This is a genomic window from Rhizobium viscosum, from assembly GCF_014873945.1.
Taxonomy (GTDB): domain Bacteria; phylum Pseudomonadota; class Alphaproteobacteria; order Rhizobiales; family Rhizobiaceae; genus Rhizobium; species Rhizobium viscosum.
Genome location: NZ_JADBEC010000002.1, coordinates 1,954,541 through 1,981,276, shown reverse-complemented (window position 1 = coordinate 1,981,276; position 26,736 = coordinate 1,954,541). Strand labels below are relative to the sequence as shown.

General features: G+C 60.7%; 24 protein-coding genes. 10 read left to right on the top strand and 14 right to left on the bottom strand.

Features of this window, described 5'->3' with window-relative positions; genetic code table 11:
• Nucleotides 1–27 precede the first annotated feature (27 nt).
• The 5 genes from H4W29_RS30120 to H4W29_RS30100 are packed head-to-tail and all read left to right on the top strand — an operon-like array spanning nt 28 to nt 5,041.
• Complete coding sequence (locus H4W29_RS30120; protein WP_025669448.1) at nt 28–957, top strand: carbohydrate ABC transporter permease; 930 nt, start codon at nt 28–30, stop codon at nt 955–957.
• Nucleotides 954–1,796, top strand: coding sequence for a carbohydrate ABC transporter permease (locus H4W29_RS30115; RefSeq protein WP_007825911.1), 843 nt, complete (start codon nt 954–956; stop codon nt 1,794–1,796). Before H4W29_RS30120 ends, H4W29_RS30115 begins: the two co-directional genes overlap by 4 nt.
• Nucleotides 1,797–1,836: 40 nt before the next feature.
• A complete protein-coding gene (locus tag H4W29_RS30110) occupies nt 1,837–3,075 on the top strand; it encodes an ROK family transcriptional regulator (RefSeq protein WP_192732416.1) in 1,239 nt (412 codons plus the stop codon).
• Nucleotides 3,076–3,103: 28 nt separating this feature from the next.
• Entirely contained in the window at nt 3,104–3,958 is an 855-nt protein-coding gene (locus H4W29_RS30105) for a sugar phosphate isomerase/epimerase family protein (protein ID WP_192732415.1), read from the top strand.
• A gap of 21 nt (nt 3,959–3,979) precedes the next feature.
• Nucleotides 3,980–5,041 (top strand): ABC transporter ATP-binding protein, encoded by a 1,062-nt coding sequence (locus H4W29_RS30100; protein WP_192732414.1) that lies wholly within the window; start codon nt 3,980–3,982, stop codon nt 5,039–5,041.
• A 52-nt stretch (nt 5,042–5,093) separates the two neighbouring features.
• On the opposite strand, the gene H4W29_RS30095 is transcribed toward H4W29_RS30100, so the two are convergent.
• Nucleotides 5,094–6,017 (bottom strand): LysR family transcriptional regulator, encoded by a 924-nt coding sequence (locus H4W29_RS30095; protein WP_192732413.1) that lies wholly within the window; start codon nt 6,015–6,017, stop codon nt 5,094–5,096.
• Between the two features lie 151 nt (nt 6,018–6,168).
• Between H4W29_RS30095 and lysA the strand changes: the two genes are divergently transcribed.
• On the top strand, nt 6,169–7,467 hold the full coding sequence (gene lysA, locus H4W29_RS30090; protein ID WP_192732412.1) for a diaminopimelate decarboxylase: 1,299 nt from the start codon (nt 6,169–6,171) through the stop codon (nt 7,465–7,467).
• 45 nt (nt 7,468–7,512) lie between these two features.
• Here lysA and H4W29_RS30085 read toward each other — a convergent pair whose 3' ends face one another.
• From H4W29_RS30085 to H4W29_RS30055, 7 genes are all read right to left on the bottom strand, one after another.
• Nucleotides 7,513–7,845, bottom strand: a complete 333-nt coding sequence (locus tag H4W29_RS30085; protein WP_192732411.1) for a hypothetical protein — start codon at nt 7,843–7,845, stop codon at nt 7,513–7,515.
• 208 nt (nt 7,846–8,053) lie between these two features.
• Nucleotides 8,054–10,072 (bottom strand): aldo/keto reductase, encoded by a 2,019-nt coding sequence (locus H4W29_RS30080; RefSeq protein WP_192732410.1) that lies wholly within the window; start codon nt 10,070–10,072, stop codon nt 8,054–8,056.
• Between the two features lie 50 nt (nt 10,073–10,122).
• On the bottom strand, nt 10,123–12,261 hold the full coding sequence (locus H4W29_RS30075) for a beta-galactosidase (protein ID WP_192732409.1): 2,139 nt from the start codon (nt 12,259–12,261) through the stop codon (nt 10,123–10,125).
• An 18-nt stretch (nt 12,262–12,279) separates the two neighbouring features.
• Nucleotides 12,280–13,425: an ABC transporter ATP-binding protein gene (locus H4W29_RS30070; RefSeq protein ID WP_192732408.1), complete on the bottom strand. Its 1,146-nt coding sequence runs from the start codon at nt 13,423–13,425 to the stop codon at nt 12,280–12,282.
• Nucleotides 13,426–13,477: 52 nt separating this feature from the next.
• The gene (locus tag H4W29_RS30065) at nt 13,478–14,329 is read right to left on the bottom strand and encodes a carbohydrate ABC transporter permease (RefSeq protein ID WP_192732407.1); all 852 of its coding nucleotides are present in this window, start codon (nt 14,327–14,329) and stop codon (nt 13,478–13,480) included.
• The gene (locus H4W29_RS30060) at nt 14,329–15,213 is read right to left on the bottom strand and encodes a carbohydrate ABC transporter permease (protein ID WP_192732406.1); all 885 of its coding nucleotides are present in this window, start codon (nt 15,211–15,213) and stop codon (nt 14,329–14,331) included. Before H4W29_RS30060 ends, H4W29_RS30065 begins: the two co-directional genes overlap by 1 nt.
• A gap of 69 nt (nt 15,214–15,282) precedes the next feature.
• Nucleotides 15,283–16,557, bottom strand: a complete 1,275-nt coding sequence (locus H4W29_RS30055; RefSeq protein WP_192732405.1) for an ABC transporter substrate-binding protein — start codon at nt 16,555–16,557, stop codon at nt 15,283–15,285.
• Nucleotides 16,558–16,729: 172 nt separating this feature from the next.
• On the opposite strand from H4W29_RS30055, the gene H4W29_RS30050 reads away from it, so the two are divergent.
• A complete protein-coding gene (locus H4W29_RS30050) occupies nt 16,730–17,920 on the top strand; it encodes an ROK family transcriptional regulator (RefSeq protein WP_192732404.1) in 1,191 nt (396 codons plus the stop codon).
• A gap of 88 nt (nt 17,921–18,008) precedes the next feature.
• On the opposite strand, the gene H4W29_RS30045 is transcribed toward H4W29_RS30050, so the two are convergent.
• Entirely contained in the window at nt 18,009–19,859 is a 1,851-nt protein-coding gene (locus tag H4W29_RS30045) for an ABC transporter transmembrane domain-containing protein (protein ID WP_192732857.1), read from the bottom strand.
• A gap of 205 nt (nt 19,860–20,064) precedes the next feature.
• On the opposite strand from H4W29_RS30045, the gene H4W29_RS30040 reads away from it, so the two are divergent.
• The 3 genes from H4W29_RS30040 to H4W29_RS30030 are packed head-to-tail and all read left to right on the top strand — an operon-like array spanning nt 20,065 to nt 21,549.
• Nucleotides 20,065–20,829: a heme ABC transporter permease gene (locus H4W29_RS30040; protein ID WP_192732403.1), complete on the top strand. Its 765-nt coding sequence runs from the start codon at nt 20,065–20,067 to the stop codon at nt 20,827–20,829.
• A complete protein-coding gene (locus H4W29_RS30035) occupies nt 20,830–20,985 on the top strand; it encodes a heme exporter protein CcmD (RefSeq protein WP_192732402.1) in 156 nt (51 codons plus the stop codon).
• A complete protein-coding gene (locus H4W29_RS30030; protein ID WP_192732401.1) occupies nt 20,986–21,549 on the top strand; it encodes a DsbE family thiol:disulfide interchange protein in 564 nt (187 codons plus the stop codon). It abuts the gene before it with no gap.
• A gap of 40 nt (nt 21,550–21,589) precedes the next feature.
• On the opposite strand, the gene H4W29_RS30025 is transcribed toward H4W29_RS30030, so the two are convergent.
• From H4W29_RS30025 to ccmI, 5 genes are all read right to left on the bottom strand, one after another.
• On the bottom strand, nt 21,590–22,282 hold the full coding sequence (locus H4W29_RS30025; protein ID WP_192732400.1) for a CBS domain-containing protein: 693 nt from the start codon (nt 22,280–22,282) through the stop codon (nt 21,590–21,592).
• 75 nt (nt 22,283–22,357) lie between these two features.
• A complete protein-coding gene (locus tag H4W29_RS30020) occupies nt 22,358–22,867 on the bottom strand; it encodes a cytochrome c-type biogenesis protein (RefSeq protein WP_192732399.1) in 510 nt (169 codons plus the stop codon).
• Nucleotides 22,868–23,016: 149 nt separating this feature from the next.
• On the bottom strand, nt 23,017–25,020 hold the full coding sequence (locus tag H4W29_RS30015; protein WP_192732398.1) for a heme lyase CcmF/NrfE family subunit: 2,004 nt from the start codon (nt 25,018–25,020) through the stop codon (nt 23,017–23,019).
• The gene (gene ccmE, locus H4W29_RS30010) at nt 25,017–25,529 is read right to left on the bottom strand and encodes a cytochrome c maturation protein CcmE (protein WP_192727710.1); all 513 of its coding nucleotides are present in this window, start codon (nt 25,527–25,529) and stop codon (nt 25,017–25,019) included. Before ccmE ends, H4W29_RS30015 begins: the two co-directional genes overlap by 4 nt.
• Complete coding sequence (gene ccmI / locus H4W29_RS30005) at nt 25,526–26,677, bottom strand: c-type cytochrome biogenesis protein CcmI (protein WP_192732397.1); 1,152 nt, start codon at nt 26,675–26,677, stop codon at nt 25,526–25,528. The genes ccmE and ccmI overlap by 4 nt, the downstream gene beginning before the upstream one ends.
• Between the last annotated feature and the right edge of the window lie 59 nt (nt 26,678–26,736).

The following is a 26,736-nucleotide window of genomic DNA, read 5'->3' as shown; positions in this document are numbered from 1 at the left end:
CAGTGCCAAACCCGGACAGAGAAGCCAATGAGCCCTATTGCCATCGAGGCTGACAGCCCGCCTCAAAGCAGAACGTTCATGCGCCGGTTCGCCGGTGCGCCCCTGCCCTGGATCATGCCCGTGATCGTCGTCATCGGCATATTCTACCTGTATCCCGTCATCGACGTTTTCCGGCTTTCCTTCACCAATGCGACGCTGATCGGCGAAAACCAGGACTATACGCTGGGTTCGATCGCCAATGCGCTCAGCTCGCCGCAACTGCCCGACATTCTCTGGGCGACGCTGATCTTCGTCGGCGGCAGCGTCATCGGCCAGCAGATTCTCGGTCTTGCGGTCGCTGTCACTGTCATCCGCGGCGAAAAGCGCGGCCTGTTCGGCACCACGATCCTGAGGACGACGGCGCTGGTCGCCTGGGTCGTACCAGGCATTGCCGGCGGCATCATCTGGCAGATGCTGTTTTCCGAAGCGCCTTATGGCGCGCTGAACAGCATTTTGAGGCTGATGCACATGCCGACAGTTGCCTGGCTTTCGGATCCGGCGATGGCACCCTGGTCGACGCTGATCTCGAACATCTGGCGCGGCACGGCCTTTTCGATGGTCGTGATGTATGCTGCACTGAAATCGATCGATCCCTCGCTCTACGAAGCCGCCGAGGTCGACGGTGCCACGGCTTCGCAGCAGTTCTTTTTCGTGACACTTCCGCAGCTGCGCGCCGCAATTCTCGTCAACATGATCCTGATCACTATCCAGACGGTGAACACCTTCGATGCGATCATCACACTGACCGGCGGCGGCCCCGGGCGCGCGACCGAGGTCATCTCGCTCTACGTCTTCAACATCGTCTTCCGAAACTACGATCTCTCCGGCGGCAGCGTGCTCTCCGTGCTGATGCTGATCATCAGCCTCGGCCTTGCCTTCGTCTATGCGTCGTTCCTGCCGAAGGAGGAAGAGCAATGAGCGGACGCACCGGAACACGGCTCGGCGATGCCATGAGCTATCTCTTCATGCTGGTGATGTTCGTCTTCTTTGCCGGCCCCCTCACCTATCTCCTGTCGATGGCGCTGCGTGACAAGCGTGAGGTCTATCGCGGCGCGGCGCGTTATATTCCCGACAATCCCACCATCCAGAATTTCATCACCGTTCTCAACAACAGCTATTTTCCAATCTATCTCTGGAACGGCCTGAAGCTTGCGGCCTTGAGCGGCTTCGGCGTGCTGATCGTTGCCTTGCCTGCCGCTTACGCTTTCTCGCGCTTCCAGTTCCGCGGCAAGGGCCTCTCGATGATGGGGCTCCTGCTTTTCCAGATGATCTCGCCGCTCGTCATCATGGTGCCGCTCTATCGCTACATGAACCGTCTCGGCCTGCTCGATACGCATTTTGCCGTCGTCATGGTCTATATCGCGCTCGGTGTTCCCCTTGCGACCTGGCTGTTGAAAGGTACCGTCGACGGCATTCCGCGCAGCCTGGATGAAGCCGCGATGATCGACGGATGCAACCGCTTCTCGGTCTTCTGGCGCATCATCCTGCCCCTGTCGGCACCGGGCATTGCCTCGGTCTTCATTATCACGGTGATTGCCGGCTGGTCGCAATTCCTGGTGCCCTTCCTGCTGCTCACCAAAAATGACCTGATGCCGATCGGCGTCGGAATCTTTAACTTCCGTGGCATGCAGACCGACTCGTCCATCCAACTGCTAGCCGCCGCCTGCCTGATTTCCGTCGTTCCGGCAATCGTGGCATTCCTGTCGCTTCAACGGCTGATCCTTGGCGCCATGACCAGCGGCGCGGTGAAAGGGTAAGGTCGGTTCGCGTGTCCATGGCTGATAGAGGATCCCGACCATGAACCAGATGACCAGCGCCAGACTGTCCCCCGATCTGACGGGGGCCAATGTCGAGGATGCGGGCGAGCACAACAGGGCCGTCGTGCTGCGTTGTGTCCATCGGCAGGCGCCGATTTCGCGTGCCGAAATTGCCCGACAGACCGGCTTCACGAAGCCGGCGATCGCCCGGATCGTCGATCGCCTGCTCGACGAGGGCCTGATCATCGAGGCTCGCCGGCGGCATGGGCTAAGGGGGCAACCGGCAATCGAGCTCGAGATCAATCCCGACGCATTCTTCGCGATCGGCATCAACATCGATCGCGATCACCTGACGATTGTCGCCGTCGATGCCGTCGGCAACGTGCGCGCCCGCGTTCATCACGAAAAACGCTATGTGCGCCCCGCCGAATTCATGCAGCTCACGGCCGATGCGATATCGCATTTCCAGCGAAGCCGCCTGATTGATGACGCGCACCTGGCCGGCATCGGGCTCGCCATGCCCGACTGGCTCGGGGAGATCCCTTTCCTCGGCATGCCCGGCGACTATTCGGAATGGATGGAATTCGATGTGCGCTCTGCGCTCGAAAGCCTGACGCAGCATCCGGTCTTCATCGAAAATGAGACCAATGCGGCCGCACTTGCCGAGCTTGACTATGGCCTCGGGGCGGAAAGCCGCAGCTTCTTTTATATCGCCATCAATGCCTGCCTCGGCGGAGGGCTCGTTCTCGACGGCAACGGTCATCGCGGCGCCATGGCGCTGAGCGGCGAAATCGGCTGGCTGCCGATTGCCGACGACCGGGACAAGACCGCTCCGAAGGTCGATCTTCTCGGCGAGGTGGTAACGATGTTTTTTCTCTACAAGTTTCTTGGCGAACACGGCGTCCGTGCAAGCGTGCCTCAGGATCTCCTGACACTCGATGCCCGCGGCAAGGCTCTGGTGTCGAAGTGGCTGAAGGAAATGAGTGCTCATCTTGCCGTTGCGGTCAAGCATATCGGCATGATCGTCGATCCCGACGCCATCATCATCGGCGGCCGACTGCCGATCCGCATGATCGACGAGTTGCTGCGCTACGTTCACGAACATCTGACGGCCGGAGACAACACATTGCCTTCGCTGCATCGTGCCTCGATCGGCGAGGACGCTTCAGCACTCGGTGCTGCCGCGATGCCGATGGCAGCCGCCCTGATGCTGGCATCCGCCGACGCCGTTCAACGCACCCGTTCGCCCCTCAAATTCATGGATCGCCTGAACAATTAAAACAGCCGGCAAGGCCGGGAGGATATTGATGAGGATTGGTTTTTATACATCGACATTCAACGACCGGCCGCTCGAGGAAGTCGTGGATTTCGCGGCCTCAGCCGGTTTTGACGCAGTCGAAATCGATGTCGGCGGCCATATCAGGACACCGGACAAGGTGCAGTCTGCCGTGGCGCTTGCCCGTGACCATAATCTCTTCGTCTCCTCGATCACCTATTTCGGCAATCAGCTCGATACCGACAGCGACAAGCGCGGCGAGCTTCGCACCCGCACGGAGGAATTTGCCCAGGCGATCGGCGAAGCGGGCGTGCCGATCTTCGTGATCTTTCCCGGACGCGATGACAATGCCGATGACGAAGCCAATTACGATGATTTTGCCGATTTCGCCAACCGGCTGATTGCCAAGACGACGTCAAGCGGCCTGGTCTTCGCGATCGAAAACTGGCCGGGGCCCAAGGATAATTTCGTCGGAACGACGCCAAAGGGATGGCAGGAGCTCTTCAAGCGCATACCCGACCGACGCTTCGGTCTTGAATTCGACCCGTCGCACCTGATCCGCATCGGCGTCGACCCCTATGCGGCGATGGACGCTGTCAAGGATCGCATTGCCATTCTCCATGCTAAGGATACTGCAATCGATGCTGCCGCCCAGCAGGCCGTCGGCTATCACGGCAAGGGCTGGTGGCAATACAAGCTGCCGGGCCAGGGCCTTCTCGACTGGCAGCGCTTCCTGCGCCAGGCGCGAACCAACGGCTTCGACGGCACCCTTTCGATCGAGCATGAGGACGCAGCCTACGGATGGCCGGGCAAGGATCTCGAGGCCAGAAAAGAAGGTGAACGCCTTGGCCTCGCCTACCTCAGAAACGTCTTGAACACGCTTTGAGCGTTGCCGGGGAGGACGAAAATGGCTCATGTTAGAGTGAACAATGCGCGCAAGGATTACGGAGCGTTCAAAGCCATCAAAGGCGTGTCGGTCGATATCCGCGACGGCGAGTTCGTCGTCCTTGTCGGTCCCTCAGGTTGCGGCAAATCCACCCTTCTCAGGATGATCGCCGGTCTGGAAGACATCAGCTCGGGCGAGATCCAGATCGGCAAGCATATCGTCAACGAGCTGGCGCCGAAGGATCGCGACATCGCCATGGTGTTCCAGAACTATGCCCTCTATCCGCATATGACGGTCGCCAAGAATATGGGCTTCTCGTTGCGGCTGAAGCGCATGCCAAAGACGGAGATCGATCAGCGTGTCGGCAATGCCGCCAAGATCCTCGGCCTGGAGGCGCTTCTGGAGCGCTATCCGAAGCAATTGTCAGGCGGTCAGCGGCAGCGTGTCGCCATGGGTCGCGCGATCGTTCGGGATCCCGCCGTCTTTCTGTTCGACGAGCCTCTGTCGAACCTCGATGCCAAGCTGCGCGTCCAGATGCGATCCGAGATCAAGGAGCTGCATCAGCGGCTGAAGACCACGACTATCTATGTCACGCACGATCAGATCGAGGCGATGACGATGGCAGACAAGATCGTCGTGATGAAGGACGGCGTGATCGAGCAGTCGGGCTCGCCGCTCGAACTCTACGATCGCCCGGACAATCTCTTTGTCGCCGGTTTCATTGGCTCCCCGGCGATGAACTTCATCAAGGGGAGCATGACGAATGAAGGTTTCCGGACCGAAGACGGGCTTATTCTGCCGAGCGAACGGCGTCCATCCGGCGCCGTCACGTACGGCATTCGCCCCGAGCACATTACACTCGATCCCAACGGCATCGAGGTGACAACCGCGGTTGTCGAGCCGACGGGATCCGAGACATTGGTGATTGCCCGTCTTGGCGCTCAGACGATCAGCTGCGTCTTCCGGGAACGGATCAGAGCGGCCCCAGGTGATGTGCTGCGGATCGCTCCGCTCCACGATGCCGTTCACCTGTTCGACGAAGGCGGACAACGCATCACCGCTGGCGAACCGATACTGAACTAACGTACGCGTGAAAGGCATCGGCAACACATCCCGATCGCCTGTATCGACGAACTCACCGAGGCCCAATGAGAGCCGCAAGCCGGACTTCGATCCGTCTGGCTTGCCGCGTCAATTCGGCCCCGAAAACTTCGACCAGTTGCGACGGCGGCCGATGGATCGGCCGAACGACGCTGACGGAAAACGGGATCGAAAACGACAAGCGGCGAAGATGGACACCCTGGCCGGCATAATCCAGGGCCGTCAGGGGATTGATGACAGCTAGGCCAATTCCTTCCCGCACCATCGAACAGACGGATGCCGCGCTATGAGTCTCGATGACCATGCGCCGGGTGATGCCGGCGTTTCGAAAAATCTGATCGATCTGCTGCCGGTAGCTGTCCATCGCCGACAGGCTGACAAAGGATTGCCCTTCGAAATCGCCTGGTAAAAGGAAGGTCTTTTCAAGAAGCGGGTGAGCATCCGGCAACACGCAAATCTCGTCGAGCGTCATGAGCGGGGTTAGCTCCGTGCCCTGAGGGGCATATCCAACCTCGGTCAACCCGAAGTCATAGCGTTGCGCTGATAACCATTCCTCCAGCAGAGGCGACTCCTGCGGAACGATGCTAATGCCCACGTTCGGGAACTGCTCGATGAAATGCCGGCAGGTCTGCGGCAGGATCGATTGAGAAAAAACCGGCAGGCAAGCGATGGAGAGCTGCCCCTGCTCGAACTGGCGCAGCGACGTCGCCGTGCTGATGATCCGGTCCAGGCCGAAATAGGCGCGCTGCACCTCCTCGAACAATTGCAGCGCATGCGCAGTCGGGCGGAGGCGACCGCGCGCACGCTCAAAAAGTTTCATCTGGATGAGGTGCTCGAACCGTGCCAGCTCCCGGCTGATCGTTGGCTGGGAGGTACTCAGCATCGCGGCCGCATCCGTGACGCTACCTGTCGTCATCACAGCCCTGAAGACCTCGATATGCCGAAGGGTAACAGCCATGCCTGCCTCATATCCAAATTGAATACAGTTTGGAAAAATTGATATTTTTCATATGCCCGATTTCGTGGTCAACCTCTCTGTGAAAACCGCATTGCCCAACTTGAAACGATACTCGGTTCGGAGGGCGGTCACTTTACGGACAACGAGCATCATGCCCATCATCTCTGCCAATCACCTCACTGCTGTTGCTCATGAGTATGGAACGCCCTTATGGGTCTACGACGCTCCGACGATCCGCGATCGGATAAGACAGCTCGGCGCGTTCGATGTGATCCGCTATGCGCAGAAAGCGTGCTCCAATATCCACATCCTCTCGCTCATGCGTGAGGCGGGTGTGCTTGTGGACTCCGTATCCTCAGGCGAAATCGATCGCGCGCAGCGGGCGGGATTTTCCACCGGCCCGACCGTCTCAGGTGCTGCGGGCATTGTCTACACCGCCGATATTTTCGACCGCCCGGCTTTGCGCCGCGTCGTCAACGACAAGCTCGAGGTCAATATCGGCTCCATCGACATGCTGCACCAGCTTGGCGATCTGTCGCCCGGTCACCGCGTCTGGCTTCGCGTCAATCCGGGTTTCGGCCATGGCCACAGCAACAAGACAAATACGGGCGGCGAAAACAGCAAGCATGGCATCTGGCATGGCGAGCTTAATCAGGCTGTCGAACTGGTTCGCCGCTATCGCCTGCATCTCGTCGGGCTTCATCTGCATATCGGCTCCGGCGTCGATTACGGCCATCTTGAGCGGGTCTGTCATGCGATGACGGGCCTGCTGAACGATCTGGATCACGATTTCGAGGCGATTTCTGCCGGGGGCGGCCTGTCGGTTCCCTATCGCGACGGGGACAGGGCGATCGACACTGCACATTATTTTAGCTTGTGGGACCGCGTGCGCAGGCAAGCGGAAAGCAGGCTCGGCCATGCCGTGCGCCTGGAGATCGAGCCGGGGCGCTTCCTCGTGGCAGAAGCCGGTTTGCTGCTGGCCGAGGTCCGCGCTACCAAGCAGGTTGGGCGAAATCACTTCACCCTCGTTGACGCGGGCTTCAACGACTTGATGCGCCCCGCCCTCTACGGCAGCTACCACGAGATCTCGGTGCTGGCGCACGATGGTCGAAACCTCAGCTCATCCGAGCTACGCCCTACTGTTGTAGCGGGCCCGCTCTGCGAATCGGGAGACGTATTCACGCAAGGAGCCGAAGGCGTGGTCGAGACGCGGGCGCTCCCTCCTGCCGAGGTCGGCGATTTGCTCGTTTTCCATGGAGCGGGTGCCTATGGCGCTTCCATGTCGTCAAACTATAACAGCCGGCTTCATGCTGCCGAATATCTCATGGACGGAGTGAATTCCCGGCTTATCCGCCGACGCCAGACCATCGATGAACTTTGCGAGATGGAATTGAACACAAGGTCGCACGGCGGAAGCGACGTGACCCCAGAAAAAATCCGAAGAAGATGATAAAACACGCGAAAGCCCTTCAATACCGGTACCTAAAGCCTATCGTCAGAGGTCGAGCAGCAAATCGCCAACGATTTGATCGCGACCCCGGTTGCTGATTTCGTGCTGCTTGGGGCCTGTTACCTCTTTGCGCTTCCTGGAACCCGTCTTTCTGCCTTTCGCAGGGAGCTCCCCTGATAACTCAAGGGGTTTTGCGGCAGGCCCCGCAGGTCCCGATATCGTCGTGGTGGCCTGCCCCTCCATCTTGTAGGTTTCGTTCTCAACGGCAGCAGTGGGAATGTCCGATAGCTCGACGTCTAATCGTATCTTGGCGTTCGACTTTGCAACTTTGATTGCTGGGGCAGCGTCCTGCTCTATCTTTGGCGCGAAACGTATCATGAATGCTTACCTTCCCATTTGTTCATCTTTTGTTCTCATCGAAAAGCACGATTCTGTCAACCTGGCATCCGAAAGGTCGTCTCCCAGGAGTTCCGGAACGATAGCAGCACGTTGTTCGGGTTCGTGCCCAGACCAGCCACCCAGACGATCAACCTGTCTGACATCATGCAATCCTGACCACCGGAAGCGGCTGCGGACTCCATTTCGATCACGCCCGTTCGCCAGTCTCAAGCCACCGCACTTCTTCGGGCGAAAGCCTGATGGCGGAGGCAGCCAGACTATGGCGAAGCTCCGCAAGGCTCGCCGGACCGATCAGGGGAATGACCGGCCAGGGCTGGTGCAGGACATAGGCGAGCGCGATCTGGATCGGATCCTTGCCAAGACGAAGACCAAGCTCTTCTGCCCGCGCCTTTCGCTGGAAATTCAGTTCGGAATACCAGGCACGCACCAGATCGCGATCCGACAGTTTATCCCGCCCCGCCCTGTCGGTGAAGAAACCGCGCGCCTGGCTGGACCAGGCAAAATTGACCACCTTCCGCGCCTTCAGCCAGTTCTTCCAGACTGTGTTCGACGAGGCGATGCATCCTGGCCAGACCGGATCGACCATCTCCGCGAGCGAAAAGTTATTGGAAAGGATGCTGGGTCTCGTCTTGCCGGTACGTTCGGCATAGTCGATCGCTTGATCCATGCGCTCGCGCGTCCAGTTCGATCCGCCGATTGGCCCGCGGATGCGACCTGCCCTTACCTCCGCATCCATGGCGTCGATGAATTCGCCAACCGGTATGTCGGGATTGTCACGATGCATGAAGTAGACGTCGACATAGTCGGTCTGCATGCGTTCGAGGCTTGTCGTCAGTTGCTTGGCGATGACGTCGGGATAACAGAGCGGCGAATGCGCCCCCTTCTCGATAATGACAACCTCACTCCTGACGCCACGGCTGCGAACCCATTCGCCAATCAGCCGGTCCTGCGTTCCTCCCCCATACTGGAAGGCGGAGTCGATCAGATTGCCACCCGCTTCGAAGAACTCGTCAAGGACGATCGCGGCGCCCGGGAAGGTCGAAAACAACATCATGCCGAGCGCCAGCATCGAGCTTTCCTTCTCAACGCCGGGAATGCGTCCGCGTGGCACGATCTGATCCCTGCGCCGGAGCGTTTCGCCGGTCAGCGTCCTCGTCCGAATGGCGGGTGTCTCAAGCGCGTATTCCAGCCCGATGCTGGCGCGCCACTTGTCCATCACCTTGAGATTGCCAAGCGTATCGGCCGCCGTCATGCCGGGATAGGCAAACTCGCCCCGCCCTGCCTTGATCGCCTCTCCCGCCGCGTCGACCTCGAAACTGTAGACGTGTCGGGGCTCTTCGACGGCGATGTCTCTCCGCTTTCCGGCGGCATCGAACAGTCTGATGACGGCGGTGCCGCCCTGCTTGCCTGCGGCGAACCAGAAATGGTCGATTTCGATCGAACCGGCCGTGCCGAAGATGCGAAGAACGTTGTCCTGCGCAAGTGATACCGAGCAGGCGACTTCGGCGACGACACCATTCGGAAAGCGCAGGATGGCAACACTCCATTCGTCGACGCCCGTCGAGCCGAGATGTCCGACGCCGAACACCTGGTCGGGCTCGATGAGGCCGTTCGGCTGGCCGATGCCGGCGATCAGACGCGCCATCGAAACCGGATACCCACCGACATCGAGGATACCGCCACCCGCGAGATCGTTTGCAAACAGCCTGTGACCTTCTTCGAATGGCTTGGCAAAACCGAAGCTCGACTTGACCATGCGCACGTCGCCGATCGCCTTTTCCTTCAGAAGCTCGATCAGTCTCAGCGTCAGGGGATGCAGCCGGTACATGTAGGCTTCGCCAAGGAAGGTCCCGGCTGCACGTGCCGCAGTCTGCATGGCTTCGGCCTCGGCTGCCGAAAGGCCGATCGGCTTCTCGCATAACACGTGCTTTCCGGCTTTCGCCGCCTTGATCGCCCATTCCGCGTGGGTCGGGTGCGGCGTCGAAATGTAGACGGCGTCGATGTCCTTGTCCGCCAGAAGAGCGTCGTAGCCGCGAAGGATGCGTGCACCGGGAAAGCGTTCAGCCAGCCCCGGCCGATCCGGGTTGTTGCGGGTGGCGATCGCCTCCACGCGGCCAGTTCTTGATTGAGCAACACCCGCGAAGAAGTCGCCCGCGATCCGGCCGGGGCCAAGGATGCCCCAGCGAATTCTATCCGTATCGGTCATATCGTTTTCCTAGCCTGTCAGGTCGACGGTGTTCCCCGCCGCGGTATGCTTCAAGAGAGCTGCACCACGGCGCAGCCGTAACCTTCGAGCGCGAGTGCTCCGTCCACCGGCTTGCCTGCGTCAAGAAGATCGACGCCGGCAGGAACCCGAGCAATCCTGGCGGGCTTGTCCGTGTAGTTCTGAACGAAGAGAAGACGGCGATCCTCGTTCATGCGCATCGTCACCTCCACTCCCTCGGGGAGGTCGGCGACCAGCGGCTCGATCCCGGCATCGCCGAACAAGCGTTCCGACAAAGCCTCCGTCAGATCCGGTGTCAGATAGGTGCCGAGATAGACGACGCGGCCCTTGCCGACCTTCCTGGACGTCGCCATCGGCCTTCCGTCGGCATAGCGGTTGGACCAGGTAGCGATTGTCTCGACATCATCATCGACGCTCAGGTTCTCGTAGAAATGCCCGGCCGTCAGCTCGCGATTGCCGATCTTGAAGCGGCGCTCGCGCCGGTGGGATTCAGCCGGCTTGTTCGGTGGCACGACCAGGCCGCCGGATCGTTCCATGACCTCGAACAGGCCTTTGGCGCCAGGTGCCGCAAGCCGGCCGAAATCTCCCACCCGCACACCTGTCAGCTTCGAAAGCGACGTTCCCGGCGCCGTCTCCCTGATCACATGGTTGTTTTCGTCGCGCGTCCCCGTCCGCGCGCCAAAGACCACCGTGCCGCCGTCTTCGGCGAACGATTTCAGCCGCTCCGTCCATTCGTCCTTCCACATGACCCAATGCGGGACGTAGAGAAGTTTCAGCTTCGAGAGATCGTCTTCGGGGTGAATGAACCCGCAGGCAATGCCGCGATCAAAGCAATACTGATGCAGCAGGACGGCGTCGTCCTGTGGGCTCGGCAGGCCGATCGAATAGGTCTTGTGAGCCTCCTGATTGTCGAAATCCGATCCGGCAATGCCGACGTCCATGCGCACATAAGTACCGAGGATCTTGTCCTGCAGCGCCGTCATCTCGGTGGCGAAGCGCTTCGCCTCGTCGTAGCGATGGCGTGGGACATCGTCATGATCGATGATCCCCATCCAGTAGATCTCGGCGCCGAAATGAGCCGGCCGCCAACGGAAGAACATCAGCCCGTCGGCGCCGCGCGCAACCGAGGACATCGCCATTCGGCGCATTTCTCCGGGCTCCGGCGTCAACGTGCAGAAGCCAGGCTGGCTGCCGAAGCTCGACTGCTGTTCGGGCACGATATAGTTGCCGGAAAAGCCGCGGCAGATGTCAAGATGAAGCGCCTGCACCTTGGCGTGATTGCCGATGCGCTGGAACTCGTCGTAGAGCATCGGATAGATGTCGTAGCCGACGAAATCGAGATCGGTCGTGAACTGTCCGCGGAAGTCGATATCCCGCAGGCCGCCCAGATTGTGGAAGACGAACCAGGACGGTTTGACGGCACGAAGGATCTCGACCTGGTCATGCTGGAAGCGCGCCGTCGAGAAGGCGAGGAAGCGATGGTAGTCCTGCACATGGCCGGGGCTCGGGAAGGTAGGCCCGAATTCGATCGGCAGCACCACCTGGTCGAAGCTCCGATAAGCGGTCGCCCAGAAATCCCCTCCCCAGGCATGGTTGAGCTTGTCGATCGTGCGGTACTTCTCGGCAAGGAAGACCTGAAACTCGCTCAGCGTCGCCTTTGAAAAACTCTCCGGCATGCTGGTGTTGAGTTCGTTGTCGGTCTGCCAGCCGACGACGCGCGGATTGTCACGATAGTGCTCCGCCATCGCCTTCGTGATGCGCCGGCTATGCTCGCGAAATACCGGACTTGCAGTGTCGCAATGCTGGCGCGACCCGTGGCTCATAGACCGGCCCTTGCCATCCACCCGCAGGATCTCGGGATGCGCGACGGTCAGCCAGCGCGGCGGTGTGGCCGTCGGCGTGCACATGATCGTGTCGATACCATGCTTTCCGAGGATGGCAATCGCCCTGTCGAACAGGTCGAAATCAAAGCGTCCGAGCTCAGGTTCAAGAATATGCCAGGCAAATTCCGCCATCCTGACGATATTGAAGCCTGCTTTGGCCATGCGTTCAGCGTCGCGCTCCCAGTAGCTCTCGTCGACATGTTCGGGATAGTGCGGAGCGCCAACGAGAAAGCGGTCGGTCTTGACCGGATTCCAGGCGGAGATTTTTGCTGACTTTTTTTCAGACACGAGCGACTATCCTGATACCTATTTGTCGATGATTGCCTTGCGGGCGCTGATCGTGCGGCCCGCGTCAGGCGCGAAGAGATAGAGTTCGGCAGCGTCGAGCTTGAGCGCTACCGGCTGGTCGGCCTTGAATGGCGCGACATAACTGAGCTGGACGGTGATGTTTCCGGTTCCGCTTTCCGATGCGACAGTCCGGAGGTCGCCGGCATCGACATAGAGGATCGTTTCGCGGCCGAGATGCTCGACCAGGCGGACGATGCCGTTCACTGCACCGCTCCCTGCTCCATCCGTTACCACCGAAATGTTCTCCGGCCGCACGCCGAGCGTCAGGTTCGTGCCCTTATGGAGTGCTGCAGGGTCTGAGAGTTCGACCACCGTAGGGGCCAGGCCCGGTGCGGAAACCCTGACCTGACGACCCGAAACCTCGTCCACAGTGACGGACAGGAAATTCATTCTCGGAGCGCCAAGGAATCCGGCTACGAACAGGTTTTCAGGGTTGCGATAGAGTTCGAGCGGCGATCCGACCTGTTCGATAACGCCCTGGTTCAAGACGACGATGCGGCTTGCCATGGTCATGGCTTCGACTTGGTCGTGGGTCACGTAAACCATGGTCGCACCGAGTTCGGAATGCAGGCTCGACAGTTCGACCCGCATTTGCGTGCGCAATGCCGCATCGAGGTTCGACAACGGTTCGTCGAACAGGAAGACATCCGGCGAGCGCGTGATCGCGCGACCGATCGCGACGCGCTGGCGCTGCCCGCCCGACAGTTGCTTCGGCCGCTTCTCGAGCTGATCGGTAATACGAAGGATCCTGGCTGCGCGCGCAACCGCCGCATCAATCTCCGCCTTCGGCCTTTTCGCCATGCGAAGGCCGAAGCCCATGTTTTCGGCAACCGTCATGTGCGGATAGAGGGCGTAGGACTGGAACACCATCGCGATGCCACGGTCACCCGGCTCCTCGCGGCTGACGTCCCGCCCGTTGATGAGGATCTGACCCGAGGTAATGCCTTCAAGACCCGCGATGGTCTTGAGCAGGGTCGACTTGCCACAGCCGGACGGACCGACCATGACGATGAACTCTCCCTCTTCCACCGAGAGATCGATCCCACGCAATGCATGGTAGGTGCCGTAGTTCTTGTTTATCTGTCGCAGTTCGAGGCTGGTCATGCTTCCTGGCTCTCTGCTTTTGAAGATCTGATTTCCGGATTCCTGAGGGCGTTCATCCTTTGACCGCTCCCATCGTCAGGCCGGCGATGAAGTGTCGCTGCATCAGGAAGAACATCACGACGGGCGGGACGGCGACGACGATCGTTCCGGCCGAGATGAGGTTCCAGGCCGAGACCCATTCACCGCGGAGGTTGGCAAGGCCGGCGGTCACCGGTTTGACGGAATCGCTCACCGTCAGGACGACCGCCCAGAAGTAGTCGTTCCAGATGAAGGTGAAGAGGAGGATGGCGAGTGCTGCCAGCGCCGGCCGGACGAGAGGAACCGCGACATGAATGAGTGTCTGGAAAGGCGAGGCTCCCTCCGCCCTTGCTGCCTGAAACAGTTCGTCGGGCAGAGCGGCGATGAAATTGCGCATGAAGAGCGTCGCAAAGCCGGTCTGGAACGCGACGTGGAAGATAATCAGCGCTGTCGTCGTATCGATCAGGTCGAGCCGCACCATCAGGTCGCGCACCGGGATCATCATGATCTGGTGCGGAAGGAAGTTGCCGCCGACGAAGAGCGCGAAGATGAGCATGTTTCCCGGAAACCGGTATCTCGACAGAACGAAGCCGGACAGCGTGCTTAAAATCAGGACGCCGATCACCGACGGGATCGTGATCGTCAGACTGTTCAGGAAATACTGCGCCATCGGCGTCTGGGTAAAGACGGCGGTGTAGTTGTCGACGAGGCCGAACTCGGTCGGCCATCCCCAGAGGTTGCCACCCATCACGTCCGCGGTCGATCGAAACGAGGTCAGGATGATGGCGAAGAGCGGGCAGAGCCACAGGAGAAGGACGGTGAGCACGGCCAGGAAATAGAACCGGCGGTGCCAGACGGAAGTCTCGGGAATTGGACGAGGATACATCAACCGCCCCTTTCTTCGGTGCGGATGATCCGCGACAGATACCAGACGATGAAGAGCCCCATGATCACGAACAGGACCGATGCGATCGCCGCGCCATATCCGAAGCGATAAGAGAAGATGGACTGCTCGAACATCTGGTAGGCGAGCACCGACGAGGAACCGAAAGGTCCGCCGCGCGTCATCACCGACACCATGTCGAAAGATCGAAGAGCGCCGACGACGGTCACGGCAATCGCGATGAACGTGACCTGCGTCAGTTGCGGGAGAACGATATGCCAGAGCATATTCCACCCTCTCGCACCATCGACACGCCCGGCGCCGATAAGCTCCTCGCTCAGGTTGTTGAGACCGGCGAGATAGAGCACCATGCAGAAGGTGATCTGCGGCCAGAGCGCCGCGATGACGATTGCGAAGGTGACGAAATGCTCGTCCGAAAGCACGGCAGGCGCAGTTGCTCCAAACGCCTTGAAGACCAGCGCAAGAAGCCCGAATTCCGGCGTATAGACCCAGGTGAAGACCACGCCGACGGTGACGGAGGCGAGCACGAGCGGAATGAAGAACAACGACTTCAAAAAGCGCATGCCGCGGATCTTCTGATTGACGAGCAGCGCGATCGCCAGCCCGAGCGGCGGCGCGGCCATGAACATTATCAGCCAGATCAGGTTGTTCTTCAGCGACTTGTAGAACTGCGGATCGTTGTAGAGCTCGACATAATTTCCAAACCCGACCCACGTCATCGGGCCCATTCCATCCCAGTCGTGGAGACTGATCCACAGGCTTCGGACGGCCGACAGCAGGATGACCGTGAAGAACAGGATGATGGCCGGAGCGATAAGCATAGTCGGGGTGAGCCACCAACGCTGGCGGCGCCATAACATCAACATTGTCCAGAACCTCTTGGAGGATAGAAGGAGCGGAACCGCAGTTCCGCTCCCCGGTCGCCGGGAGGAGAGCTAGATCTTGTAGATACGCTTGCGGGTGCCTTCGAGGCGCTGCAGGATCGCCTGACGGCGGTCGGGTTTGGCCATGAACTCCTGGAAGCCCACCAGACCCGCCTGCGCCATATCCGGGTCGCTGTCGCGGTCGTAATATTGCGAGGTTCCCTTGACCTGTTTCAAGGATTCGACCGCGGCATTGACCAGCGGATCCTTGCTGGGCGGCAGGTCGCCGCGTGGCGGCACGTTGCCACCCGGCTCCAGATAGGACGCGAGATTTTCCGGCTTGTAGAAGTAGGCGAGGAATTCGCGCGCACCCTGCTTGTTCTTGCCGTTTGCCGGAATATGGACCGAGTTCAGCGAGAATTCCTCGAACCGGGGAATATTGGCATCAAGGGTCGGGAACGGAGCGAAAGTCAGTTGCGGCAGATCCGCGTCCGTGAAGGCAGAGCGCAGAAAGGCGCCAAGGTTCATCATTCCGGCCTTCTTCTGGGCGAGCAGGGCCGCCGCCTCCTGCCAGCCGAACGACGTGTGGTTCGGGGTGAAGACTTCCTTCTTGATCATGGCTTCCCACTGATCGAAGACAGGTGTCAGGGCCGGATCTAGATAGCTCATCTGCCCGTCCATCAACGCCATATGTTTGTCGAGCCCATTGATGCGAAGATTCATCTGGTCAAACCAGCCGGCGGCCGGCCAGAGTTCCTTCGTGCCGATGGCAACCGGCGTCAGTCCCGCCGCCTTGGCCTTGTCGCAATAGGCCGAGAATTCGTCCGCCGTCGTCGGCACCGTCAATCCGTTCTGATCGAAGACGTCCTTCCGGTAGAACATGCCCCAGAGGGTGCCGCCGGTGGGTAGACCATACTGCTTGTTGTCAACCGTAACGGCGCCGGTACTAGCGCCGAGAACGTCCTTGTATTTCTCCTTCTCGAACAGGTCCGAGATATCATCGAACAGGCCTCTCTTGACGAAAGCCCGCATGCGGTTGCCCGAAAACCAGAAGCAGACATCTGGCGCACCTGCCGTCAGATAATTGCGGATCGCCGTCTTGTGGGCCTCGTGGTCCATATTGTTGATGACGACCTTCGTACCGGCCTGCTTGCCGAAGTCCTCGGCGATCTTCTTCAGCGCTTCAAGCGCCTTGGCGTTGTTTTCCGCGGAAATCACGTTGACTTCCTGGGTCTGGGCAATTGCCGGGATCGGGAAGCCGCCTGCGACCGCGGCCGCAGATGCCATGCCTGCACCCTTCAGAAATGTGCGGCGCGTGGTGGACGAAAAATGCTTGGAAAATGCCATTGAATTCCTCCCAGTTGAGCAGATCAACACGTCCCGACGGTCGTCCTCCACAACGGTGGCGCCGGGCATTCAACGTGCCGATCCCTTCATTCCGAGTTGATCGACGGGGCAAACTTATGCATAGATTAGGAAGCGTCGCAATAGTTTATTTACAAAATAAAGGAACTCGATCGTGAAGCTCAAAGGTGACCAGACGACTGCCAGGGCGATGAACCGCCGTCTGATCCTGAACCTGCTGAGGCAGGAAGGACCGAAGAGCCGTGCCGAATTGGCAACGATCACCCATCTCAGTCCCGCCGCCGTCACCTTCGTCGTCGGTGACCTCGTGGAGGAAGGCATCGTCACAGAGGGTGAGGCGGTTTCAAGCTTCACCGGTCGTCGGCCAATCCCTGTAGAAATCAACTATGGGCACGGGCTGGCGATCGGTTTCAAGCTCATGGCCGACACGGTGGAATGCGTCGCGACGGACCTCGCGACGAGCCCCCTTGCCGCCATCAGGATTCCAATGCCCAGCCGGGCGCCGGATGATGTCGCAGATCTGCTGGCCGCAACGGTGCCCAGACTCGTCGGACTTGCGGGGCGCACGCATGCCAAGCTTACAGGCATCGGCATATCGATGCCGGGCGTTATCAACCATGAGCAAACGATGTGCATCAGAAGCCATCGCTTCAAATGGGACAACGTCCCGCTGGCATCCCTTCTCGCCAATCGTGCGAATGTTCCCGTCTGGCTCGAGGACGATACCAATGCCTACGCCATCGCACAGCAATTGTTCGGTCTCGGCCGCCAGCATCGCAACATGGCCGTGCTGGCGGTCGGCGTCGGCATAAGCTGCGCCCTCGTCATCGAAGGCAAGCTCTATCGCGGCGCCAACGGCGCGGCCGGCAAGTTCGGACATACGCTTTACGAGGAGAACGGCCGCCTCTGCGAATGCGGCAAACGCGGCTGCCTGATGGCCTACCATTCCGAGGCGTCGATGGTGCGGCGCTGGCGCGAAGCAAATGGTGGCGGCGAGGATCTGGGCACCTCCGAACTGCGCCAGGCGCTTGCCGCAGAGGATCCGACGGCTGTCCGGATCGTCGAGGATGCGGGGCGCGGCATCGGAACGGCTCTCGCCAATCTCGTCAACGTGACGGATCCGGAAGTGGTCGTGGCGGGCGGAGAAGCTGTTTCACTCGGCGAACACTTTTTGACGCCTCTACAAGAGGCGCTGGCACTGCGAACCTTCAGGACACCACCTCCCATTCTTCCCGATTGGGAGGACAATTCATGGGCACGCGGCGCCGCAGCGTTGGTGACGCAGAAGATGTTCGACTTTGAATCGGTCGGAGGCGCCGCGAGACCCCTCCAGTCGTTCGGATAGATAGCTTTCATAGCGGACGGCAACCAAGCCGAGAATGAATGCCTCACCCACGATGCCGGCCTTGATAGGCGGTCGACTGTGACAACGCTTACGCCGCATCATGCTCCAAAGCTGCCGACCCAGAGAGATCGAACTGTAGTTCGGCAAGCTTGGAATATGCCCCGCCCTTGCGGATCAGCGCGGCGTGTGTCCCCTCCTCGATCACCCGACCGCCGTCGATCACCAGAATTCGATCCGCCTTGAGCACCGTAGCAAGCCGATGCGCAATCACGATCGTTGTGCGATTGCACATCAACTCGTCGAGCCCTCTTTGCACGAGCATTTCGTTTTCCGCGTCGAGCGATGCCGTGGCCTCATCCAGCAAAAGGATCGGCGTGTTCTTCAGGACAGCTCGGGCGATGGCAAGTCTCTGCCGCTGGCCGCCAGACAGCGTCAGACCGCGCTCGCCGACCATGGTGCCATAGCCATCCGGCAGGTCGGAAATGAACCCGTGCGCCCTTGCTGTTGTCGCTGCAGCTGCGATCTCGTCCTGCGACGCGTCAGGTCGTCCGAGACTGATATTTTCTGCGACGGTCGTTGCGAAAATTGTCACATCCTGTGGCACGACAGCAATTTCCCTTCGAACCGCAGCGGTGACGGTTGTACGCACATCGCAGCCATCGAGCGAAATGTCGCCGGAATAATCCTTGTAGAAACCGAGCAGGAGCGAAAAGATCGTGCTCTTGCCCGAGCCGGAAGCACCCACAAGCGCTACTGTCTCGCCGGGCCGTACGTTCATCGACAGGCCCGTGAGGACTTTCCTGTCCGGAGCGCTCGGATAGGCGAAATGCAGATCCCGGATTTCGATCGCGCCTTTTGCGGGCTGGCTGAGCGGAGTACGCGAGCCCGGCTCGCTCTCACCGGTATCTTCATCGAGCAATTCGAAAAGGCGTTCGGCTGAACCCGCAGCCTGCGCCAGTTCGCCCCAGACCTCCGAAAGCGAGCCCAGCGACCCTGCCGCAATGACGGAATACAGCAGGAACTGGCTCAGGCTTCCCGCTGACAGCGTTCCGGAAAGCAGGTTGTGAGCACCGATCCAGAGAACCCCGACGACGCTTCCAAAAATGAGAGCAATGGCGACAGCAGTCAGGACCGCGCGCGAGCGGGCGGCAAAGACAGCGCAGCGATAAGACGCCTCGATGTCACATGCGTACCTCTCGCTCGCCGCAGCCTCTCCATTGAAAGCCTGCACAGTTCGGCTTCCGGCAATCATCTCACTGGCGAAAGCAGATGCGCTCGCTAGAGCGTCCTGGGCTGCACGCGATTTTCTGCGAACCGAGCGACCGAAAAGAACGAGCGGCGCGACCACGAGCGGAATGGCACCCAATGTGATGGTGGAAAGTCCAGGGCTCGTCACGAACATCATCGCCAGGGCGCCGAGGCAGAGCAACGAATTACGCAGGGCAACCGATGCGGCGAGATTTAATGCGGACTTGATCTGTGCGGCATCCGCCGCCAGCCGCGATGCGATGTCGCCGGATTTGTTGGCGTCAAAAAAGCTTGCCGGCAGCCGTGTCACATTTCGGAAGGTCTTCACACGCAGGTCGCTGACGACGCGCTCGCCAAGTGTCGTGACGAAATAATAGCGGCAGGCGCTCGCCATGGCGAGCGCGACCGCAAGTGCAAGAAGCATCAGGAAATAGCTGTTGACGAAGCCATCGTCGGATTGGCCGAACCCGTGGTCGATCATCCGGCGGACCGCCATCGGCAGCGCAAGCGAAATCAGCGCCGCGGCCGCAAGCGAAATCACTGCCAACAGTACGAGGCCGCGGTGAGGCCGCAGCAGGGGCAGCAACCGGACGAGGCCAGAGACACCGGGCTTCTTGTTCTCCGGCTGCGGTCTGGAGCCCGCAATCACTTTGGCGGGAGGAGTGGCGGATCGGTCGTGCGCGGCAATCATCAAGGTGAGGGTCTCCTGACTGGAATACCCCTTTTTGGCATTTGCGCGGCAATCGTCTTTGACCACGATCAATTATCAACCGGTTCTGCCGGAGCGTTGCCGCGGCAGAACGCCCCGGCAATATGTCGCGATGAGCCTGCTGCGCCGATGGTCGGTGTTTGATCCGGGTCAATTCGTTTGACGGCCTTAGACGCTAGAGAGGGCCATGACCCACGTCGAACGCATCAAAGACGACATCATCAGGCTTGCGCAGCCCGCCAGATTCCTGGAACTGGCCGATCGGGTCCTGCCTGGACTTTCAATAGTTACTGCTCTCTGTTTCGCCATTGGACTTTATCTGAGTTTTGTTTCCGACGGCGATTACCAGCAGGGTGAGACCGTCAGGATCATGTATGTCCATGTGCCGGCGGCATGGATGGCGATGCTCTGCTATACGGTGATGACCGCAAGCGCCATTGGCTCCCTGGTATGGCGCCACCCGCTTGCCGATGTCGCCGCGCGCGCCGCTGCGCCAATCGGCGCGGCCTTTACCTTCGTATCGCTCGTCACAGGCGCGATCTGGGGCAAGCCGATGTGGGGAACCTGGTGGGTGTGGGACGCACGCCTGACCTCAATGTTCGTGCTTTTCCTGATGTATCTCGGCCTGTTGGCGATCAACCGCGCGATCGATGAGCCGACGCGCGCCGCTCGTGTCACGGCGGTTCTCGTCCTCGTGGGCTTCGTCAACATTCCGATCATCAAGTTCTCGGTCGACTGGTGGAACACCCTGCATCAGCCGGCAAGCGTGCTCAGGCTAAACGGCCCCGCTCTGGACATAGAATTCCTTCGCCCGCTCCTGATCATGGGGCTGGCCTTCACGGCACTCTTTTTCACTCTCCACGTGGCTTCGATCAGGAACGAAATCTGGCGGCGGAGGCTCCTGTCGCATCATCGCCTGGCGGCACGGGCCGCAACACAAAGGGAGAATTGAATGACACATCAGGATTATGTGCTCGCAGCCTACACTGTCGCATTCTCCGTCATGATCGCTATCAGCATGACCACCTGGTTTCGCGGCCGCGCCTATCGTCGGCAGGTCGAAGTAGTGGCGAAGATCAGGCATCAAGCACGTCACGAGGCCCGCTAAATGCGTCGCTATCTCCTGGCCGCCGTGCCGCTGCTCGTCTTTGCGGCGATTGTCGGCGCCGCCGGGCGCATGCTTTATCGGGAAGCGGTGGAAGGATATTCGCCCTCCGCCCTTCCCTCAGCATTGATCGGCCAGACACATCCTGCGATCGATCTGCCTCCTCTTGCCGGCCTGCAGTCTCCCGGACTTCAGGGTAGCGGACTTTCCGGCCAGGTCGCGATCGTCAACGTATTCGCATCCTGGTGCATCCCCTGCCGGCAGGAACATGCCGCGCTCATGCGGCTATCGAAGGACCGCCGTATCAAGCTGATAGGCATCAATTACAAGGACAACAGCAGCAACGCTCTGGCCTTCTTGCGCGATAACGGAAACCCTTACGCTGCCATCGGCGTCGATCCGACCGGCAGGGAGGCGATCGACTGGGGTGTCTACGGCGTGCCGGAGACTTTCGTCATCGGCCGCGATGGCCGCATCCTGTTCAAGCAGGTCGGGCCTCTCGACGACAAGGCCCTGTCGGCCGGCATTGGACCTGCGATCGACAAGGCATTGGCTGCCGGCAGCTGACCGGAAGCCCCTCGCCTGCGACTGGATCGGTGGCTTGGACTTAAGCCTGTTGCGCCCGCTTTTCCGGATCTGAATCTGCGGCAAGCTGCAACCGATCGAGGCAGCCTCCCGATCCGAGATTCTCGACGAGCGCCAGCACGGCACGGCGCTGCAAGTCGGTCTCCACATTTCCTTCGAGCGTGATCTGCCCGTTATGGACGGAGACGCGGATCCTCTGCGGCGTCAGGCCGAGATCGTATTTCAGGCGTGCGCGAACTGCCAGGAGGATCGCGTCGTCCTCGCGCGGTAACCTGAGCGTCGGCGCGTCCGCGATCAAAGCGAGGATATCGCGACGGCTGACGATCCCGACAAGCCGTCCGGCCTCGACGATCGGAATACGCTTGATGCGATGGACCTCGAGGCTTTCGGCAATATCCGAAACCTCGCTGTCCGGGCTGGCGACAATGACGTCGCGCGACATGATATCTTTGACGGACCAGCCGTTGCCGCGAATGTAGCGGTCGAGATCGACATCGGACGTGATTTCCGCGTTACGCGCGGTGCGCGGCGCAAGCCGGATCTCGCGCCGCAGCAGCAGGTCGCCTTCGGTCAGAATTCCACAGACCCGCCCTTCGTCGTCAACGACAGGCAGCCCGCTGATATTGTTTTGCATCATCACCGCGACGGCGTGGCGGATCCCTGCCGCAGGGCTGATCGAAACCACGTTACTCGTCATAATGTCCTTGGCCTGCATGTGTGCACCTCCCTTTCCGGAAATATTTGGTGCCGTGAGAGTAGGACAGCTTGGACGAACAGACCTTGACCTCCGTCAAAGTCGCGGTGCTGGATCCAGCAGCTCGGCAAGCCTTGCCTTCTCATCTTCCGTGAGTTTGCTGCCGGTGGGCTTGCCGGCCCGCTTGCGGGCGAAGACGATGAGGGAAACCCCGCCGGCAAGGATCAGCAGCACGGGCGCACCCCAGAGCAGCAGCGTTCTGACACTAAAGCGCGGCTTCAGCAGCACGAACTCGCCGTAGCGCGAGACGATATAGTTCAGCACCTCATCGTCACTGTCGCCATCGGTGATGCGCTCGCGCACCAGCAGGCGCAGATCCTTGGCGAGGTCGGCATTGGAATCGTCGATCGACTGGTTCTGGCAGACCATGCAGCGCAGTTCCGCCGAGAGTGTCCGCGCGCGGGCTTCCAGCGCCGGGTCGGAGAGCATCTCGTCCGGGTTGACGGCAAAGGCGGCGAGCGGCGCGAAGATAACGAACAGGATTATAAGGAGACGGGAGGAAAGGCGCGACACTTGCGAGAGGCGCCAAATCTCTCCTCCCCTCATTCCTGTGCTTGTCACAGGAATCCAGCCACGGCGCGTCTGCGCCGTGAATGAATCGCTCCCAACTCCAAATGAGTCTTCTGCGCCCAAGGACTTGGGCGCGCTGGATTCCTGTGACAAGCACAGGAATGAGGGAGAATGGGGACCGCTCCTCATTCCGCCGGCTCCATGACGGGTGCCGCCGGCTTGGCCGGCTTGGCCTTCGCCTTTCTGCTCGGGGCACCGACACGCAGGCGGCGGTCGGTCAGCGAGACGAAGCCGCCGAAAGCCATGATCAAGGTCCCGCCCCAGATGCAGAGAATGAACGGCTTCCACCAGATGCGCACGACGATGCCGCCGTCATGGGTGGCGTCACCGAGCGACACATAGAGCTGGCTGAGGCCGAAGGTCAGGATGCCGGCTTCGGTCGTCGGCATCTGCCTTGCGGTATAGAGCCGCTTGGCCGACCAGACGTCGGCAACCTCGGCGCCGCCGCGGCGGATCGAGAAGTGGCCGCGGTCCTCGGTATAGTTCGGGCCGGTTGCCGGCTGAATGCCGTCGAAGACGATGCTGTAGCCGCCGGCCTCCGTCGACTGGCCCTGCTTCATCTCGACCACATGCTCGGTTTGGAACGTGGTGACGGCAACGATGCCGAGCACGGTCACGCCAAGCCCGGCATGGGCAAGTGCGGTGCCGAAGGCCGAGCGCGGCAGGCCGGTCAGCCGGCGCCAGGCGATATCGACCTTCACCTTGCCGATGCCGGCGCGATACCAGAGATCGGCCGCCGCGCCCAGGATCAGGAACAGGCCGGCGGCAAGGCCGAGCACGGCCATGACCGGGCCGCCATGCTGGAGATAGAAGAAGATCAGGGCCGCGACGAAAGCGAGAGCGGCCACGACATAGAGCCGCTGCATTGCGCCGAGCAGATCGCCGCGCTTCCAGGCGAGCAGCGGCCCGAAGGGCACGACGATCAGGAGCGGCGCCATCAGCAGGCCGAAGGTCAGGTTGAAGAAGGGCGGGCCGACGGAGATCTTGTCGCCGGTCAAGGTTTCCAGGACCAGCGGATAGAGCGTGCCTGTCAGAACCGTGCCGCAGGCAACCGTCAGGATCAGGTTGTTGACGACGAGCGCGCCCTCACGCGAGATCGGCGCAAACAGCCCGCCGGCCGAGAGCAGCGGCGCACGGAAGGCAAAGAGCGACAGCGCTCCGCCGATGAAGATCAGGAGAATGCAGAGAATGAAGACGCCGCGGCTCGGGTCGCTGGCGAAAGCATGGACCGAGGTCAGGACACCGGAGCGCACCAGGAAGGTGCCCATCAGCGACAGCGAGAAGGTGAGGATGGCAAGCAGCACCGTCCAGATCTTCAGCGCCTCGCGCTTTTCCATGACGAGCGCCGAGTGCAAGAGTGCCGTGCCGGCCAGCCAGGGCATGAAGGAGGCGTTCTCCACCGGATCCCAGAACCACCAGCCGCCCCAGCCGAGCTCGTAATAGGCCCAGTAGGAACCCATGGCGATGCCAAGTGTCAGGAAGGTCCAGGCTGCGAGCGTCCAGGGCCGCACCCAGCGCGCCCAGGCGGCATCGATGCGGCCGTCGAGAAGGGCGGCAACGGCAAAGGAGAAGCAGACCGAGAAGCCGACATAACCGAGGTAGAGCAGCGGCGGATGGATGGCGAGGCCGATATCCTGCAGCACCGGGTTCAGGTCGCGGCCCTCGGCAGGGGCCGGATCGAGGCGGACGAAGGGATTGGAGGTCAACAGGATGAAGAGGATGAAGGCGACCGAGATCCAGGCCTGGACGGAGAGCACATTGGCCTTCAGCGTATCGGGCAGATTGCGGCCGAAGATCGCGACCAAGGCGCTGAACAGCGCAAGGATCAGCAGCCAGAGCATCATCGATCCCTCGTGATTGCCCCAGACGCCGGAATATTTGTAGATCAGCGGCACCAGTGAATGCGAATTCTCCCAGACGTTCTGCACCGAGAAGTCGGAAACGACATGGGCATAGGTGAGCACGCCGAAGGAGAAGGCGACGAGGGCAAAGAGCAGGATGGAGCCCAAGGGCGCCACATCCATCATCGCCTGATCGCCGCGCCTTGCACCGATCACCGGTACGAGCGACAGGACGATCGCGGTTGCGAGCGCCAGAACCAGCGCATAGTGGCCGATCTCGATGATCATGGCGTCGCCTTCGTTTCCTCAGCCTTGGTTTCCTGGGCTCTGGCTTGCTGACCTTGCGGTGCTGCTCCCTTGCCCTCTTCCCAGAGGCCCTGAGCCTTCAGCCTGTCGGCCACGTCCTTCGGCATATAGGTCTCGTCATGCTTGGCAAGCACGGTATCGGCGGTGAAGACGTTGCTGCCCGTCTCGAAACTTCCTTCGGTCACCACCCCCTGCCCTTCGCGAAACAGGTCAGGCAATATGCCCTGGTAGCGGACATTGACGATCTGACCGCTCGGATCGGTCACCGCAAAGCGCACCACCGAACCCTCACCGCGCAGGACGCTGCCCTCGCCGACGAGGCCGCCGAGGCGGATGCGGGTGCCCGGTGCGACCGGGTTGCTGACGAGATCGCCCGGCATATAGAAATAGGCAACCGACTGGCTGAAGGCGAACATCACGAGCAGCACCGCGACAAGGATGAAGCTCATGCCGCCGGCAATCACCGCCAGGCGTTTCTGCTTGCGCGTCATTCAACCGATCCTTCCGTGGCGATGCCGAGTTCTTTTGCCAAAGCCAAAAGCTGCCTGCCCTGCTCACCCGATGCCGGGAAGGCGGCAAGCCCGCGCTTCAAGGCATCCGCCGCACGATCCTTGTCGTTCAATACGGCGTAAGAGCGGACGAGACGCATCCAGCCCTCGAAATTATCAGGGTCGGCCGACAGTTTGGCATCCAGGCTTTCCACCATGCCCCGGATCATTTGCTGGCGGTCGCCGCTGCTCATCGTCTCGGCCGTCGCCACATCCTGCTCGGTCGGGCCGCCCAGAGCGGGCGGCTGTGCGGCAGGCTCGGCAGCAGGCGCAACCGCCGTGCCGCCGTTTTTGGCGATATGCTCGTTGACCAGCGCCAGCCAGGGCGCATCGGCCGGCGATTGTTTCGCCAACGCCTCGAAGGCGGTGCGCGCCTGATCCGGTTGGCCCGCCTGCTCAAGGCTCAGCGCAATGTAGAAGCGTGCACGCGGGTTGTTCGGCTCGAGCGCCAACGACTGCTCCAGCACCTTGCGCGCATCTTCCGTCACCACACCTTCGGCGGTCGCCATCAGCGTCTCTGACAATCCTTCCAGGCGGGAAACATTGGTTCCGTTGAGACGAAGTGCCGTACGATAGGCTTTTGCAGCGTCATCGACCCTGTTCATCTTGAGGTAAACCGGAGCAATGACGTCCCATCCCCGCCCGTCCTCGGGACGCTTAGCCAGATGATCCTCCATCTTCTTCACGAGGATTGCGAGATCCTCGCCCGGCTCCGCGAGCCTCGCGGCCAAAGGACGCGAGGGAAGATCGGGGGAGCCGAGCGAAACGTAAAGAGCGATGCTGAGCAAGGGCAGGAACGCGGCTATGGCATGTTTGAGCCATCTGTCGGGGCGTCGCGCGGTCTGCGCCGGCCGGTTGTCATCCGCGGCCTTGAAGAGCCGGCGTGCCGTTTCTGCTTTGGCCAGTTCGTACTCGTCCGGCGAGATGCGTCCGGAGGCGATATCTTCATCGAGTTCGAAAAGCTGGTCGCGATAGACCTTGCGGACATCCGCTTTGGCGCTCACCACCCGCCGACCGCCCGTCGAAAGCGGGTGAAGCAGGATGGCAGTTGCTGCGGTCGTCATCACCGCGAGAAGAATCCAGATCGTCATTGTTGCAGCCATAATGGCTCAACACATAGCCGCAGCAGCGGACCGGACATTGACGAGGA

What these genes read in the sequence shown, in the direction of transcription:
- H4W29_RS30080 (WP_192732410.1), bottom strand. Translation starts at nt 10,072, where the DNA reads ATGACCGATACGGATAGAATTCGCTGGGGCATCCTTGGCCCCGGCCGG.
- H4W29_RS30105 (WP_192732415.1), top strand. Translation starts at nt 3,104, where the DNA reads ATGAGGATTGGTTTTTATACATCGACATTCAACGACCGGCCGCTCGAG.
- H4W29_RS30115 (WP_007825911.1), top strand. Translation starts at nt 954, where the DNA reads ATGAGCGGACGCACCGGAACACGGCTCGGCGATGCCATGAGCTATCTC.
- H4W29_RS30100 (WP_192732414.1), top strand. Translation starts at nt 3,980, where the DNA reads ATGGCTCATGTTAGAGTGAACAATGCGCGCAAGGATTACGGAGCGTTC.
- H4W29_RS30110 (WP_192732416.1), top strand. Translation starts at nt 1,837, where the DNA reads ATGAACCAGATGACCAGCGCCAGACTGTCCCCCGATCTGACGGGGGCC.
- H4W29_RS30120 (WP_025669448.1), top strand. Translation starts at nt 28, where the DNA reads ATGAGCCCTATTGCCATCGAGGCTGACAGCCCGCCTCAAAGCAGAACG.
- H4W29_RS30015 (WP_192732398.1), bottom strand. Translation starts at nt 25,020, where the DNA reads ATGATCATCGAGATCGGCCACTATGCGCTGGTTCTGGCGCTCGCAACC.
- lysA (WP_192732412.1), top strand. Translation starts at nt 6,169, where the DNA reads ATGCCCATCATCTCTGCCAATCACCTCACTGCTGTTGCTCATGAGTAT.
- ccmI (WP_192732397.1), bottom strand. Translation starts at nt 26,677, where the DNA reads ATGACGATCTGGATTCTTCTCGCGGTGATGACGACCGCAGCAACTGCC.
- H4W29_RS30025 (WP_192732400.1), bottom strand. Translation starts at nt 22,282, where the DNA reads ATGCAGGCCAAGGACATTATGACGAGTAACGTGGTTTCGATCAGCCCT.
- H4W29_RS30035 (WP_192732402.1), top strand. Translation starts at nt 20,830, where the DNA reads ATGACACATCAGGATTATGTGCTCGCAGCCTACACTGTCGCATTCTCC.
- H4W29_RS30030 (WP_192732401.1), top strand. Translation starts at nt 20,986, where the DNA reads ATGCGTCGCTATCTCCTGGCCGCCGTGCCGCTGCTCGTCTTTGCGGCG.
- H4W29_RS30065 (WP_192732407.1), bottom strand. Translation starts at nt 14,329, where the DNA reads ATGTATCCTCGTCCAATTCCCGAGACTTCCGTCTGGCACCGCCGGTTC.
- H4W29_RS30070 (WP_192732408.1), bottom strand. Translation starts at nt 13,425, where the DNA reads ATGACCAGCCTCGAACTGCGACAGATAAACAAGAACTACGGCACCTAC.
- H4W29_RS30095 (WP_192732413.1), bottom strand. Translation starts at nt 6,017, where the DNA reads ATGGCTGTTACCCTTCGGCATATCGAGGTCTTCAGGGCTGTGATGACG.
- H4W29_RS30020 (WP_192732399.1), bottom strand. Translation starts at nt 22,867, where the DNA reads ATGAGGGGAGGAGAGATTTGGCGCCTCTCGCAAGTGTCGCGCCTTTCC.
- H4W29_RS30040 (WP_192732403.1), top strand. Translation starts at nt 20,065, where the DNA reads ATGACCCACGTCGAACGCATCAAAGACGACATCATCAGGCTTGCGCAG.
- ccmE (WP_192727710.1), bottom strand. Translation starts at nt 25,529, where the DNA reads ATGACGCGCAAGCAGAAACGCCTGGCGGTGATTGCCGGCGGCATGAGC.
- H4W29_RS30085 (WP_192732411.1), bottom strand. Translation starts at nt 7,845, where the DNA reads ATGATACGTTTCGCGCCAAAGATAGAGCAGGACGCTGCCCCAGCAATC.
- H4W29_RS30055 (WP_192732405.1), bottom strand. Translation starts at nt 16,557, where the DNA reads ATGGCATTTTCCAAGCATTTTTCGTCCACCACGCGCCGCACATTTCTG.
- H4W29_RS30045 (WP_192732857.1), bottom strand. Translation starts at nt 19,859, where the DNA reads ATGATTGCCGCGCACGACCGATCCGCCACTCCTCCCGCCAAAGTGATT.
- H4W29_RS30060 (WP_192732406.1), bottom strand. Translation starts at nt 15,213, where the DNA reads ATGTTGATGTTATGGCGCCGCCAGCGTTGGTGGCTCACCCCGACTATG.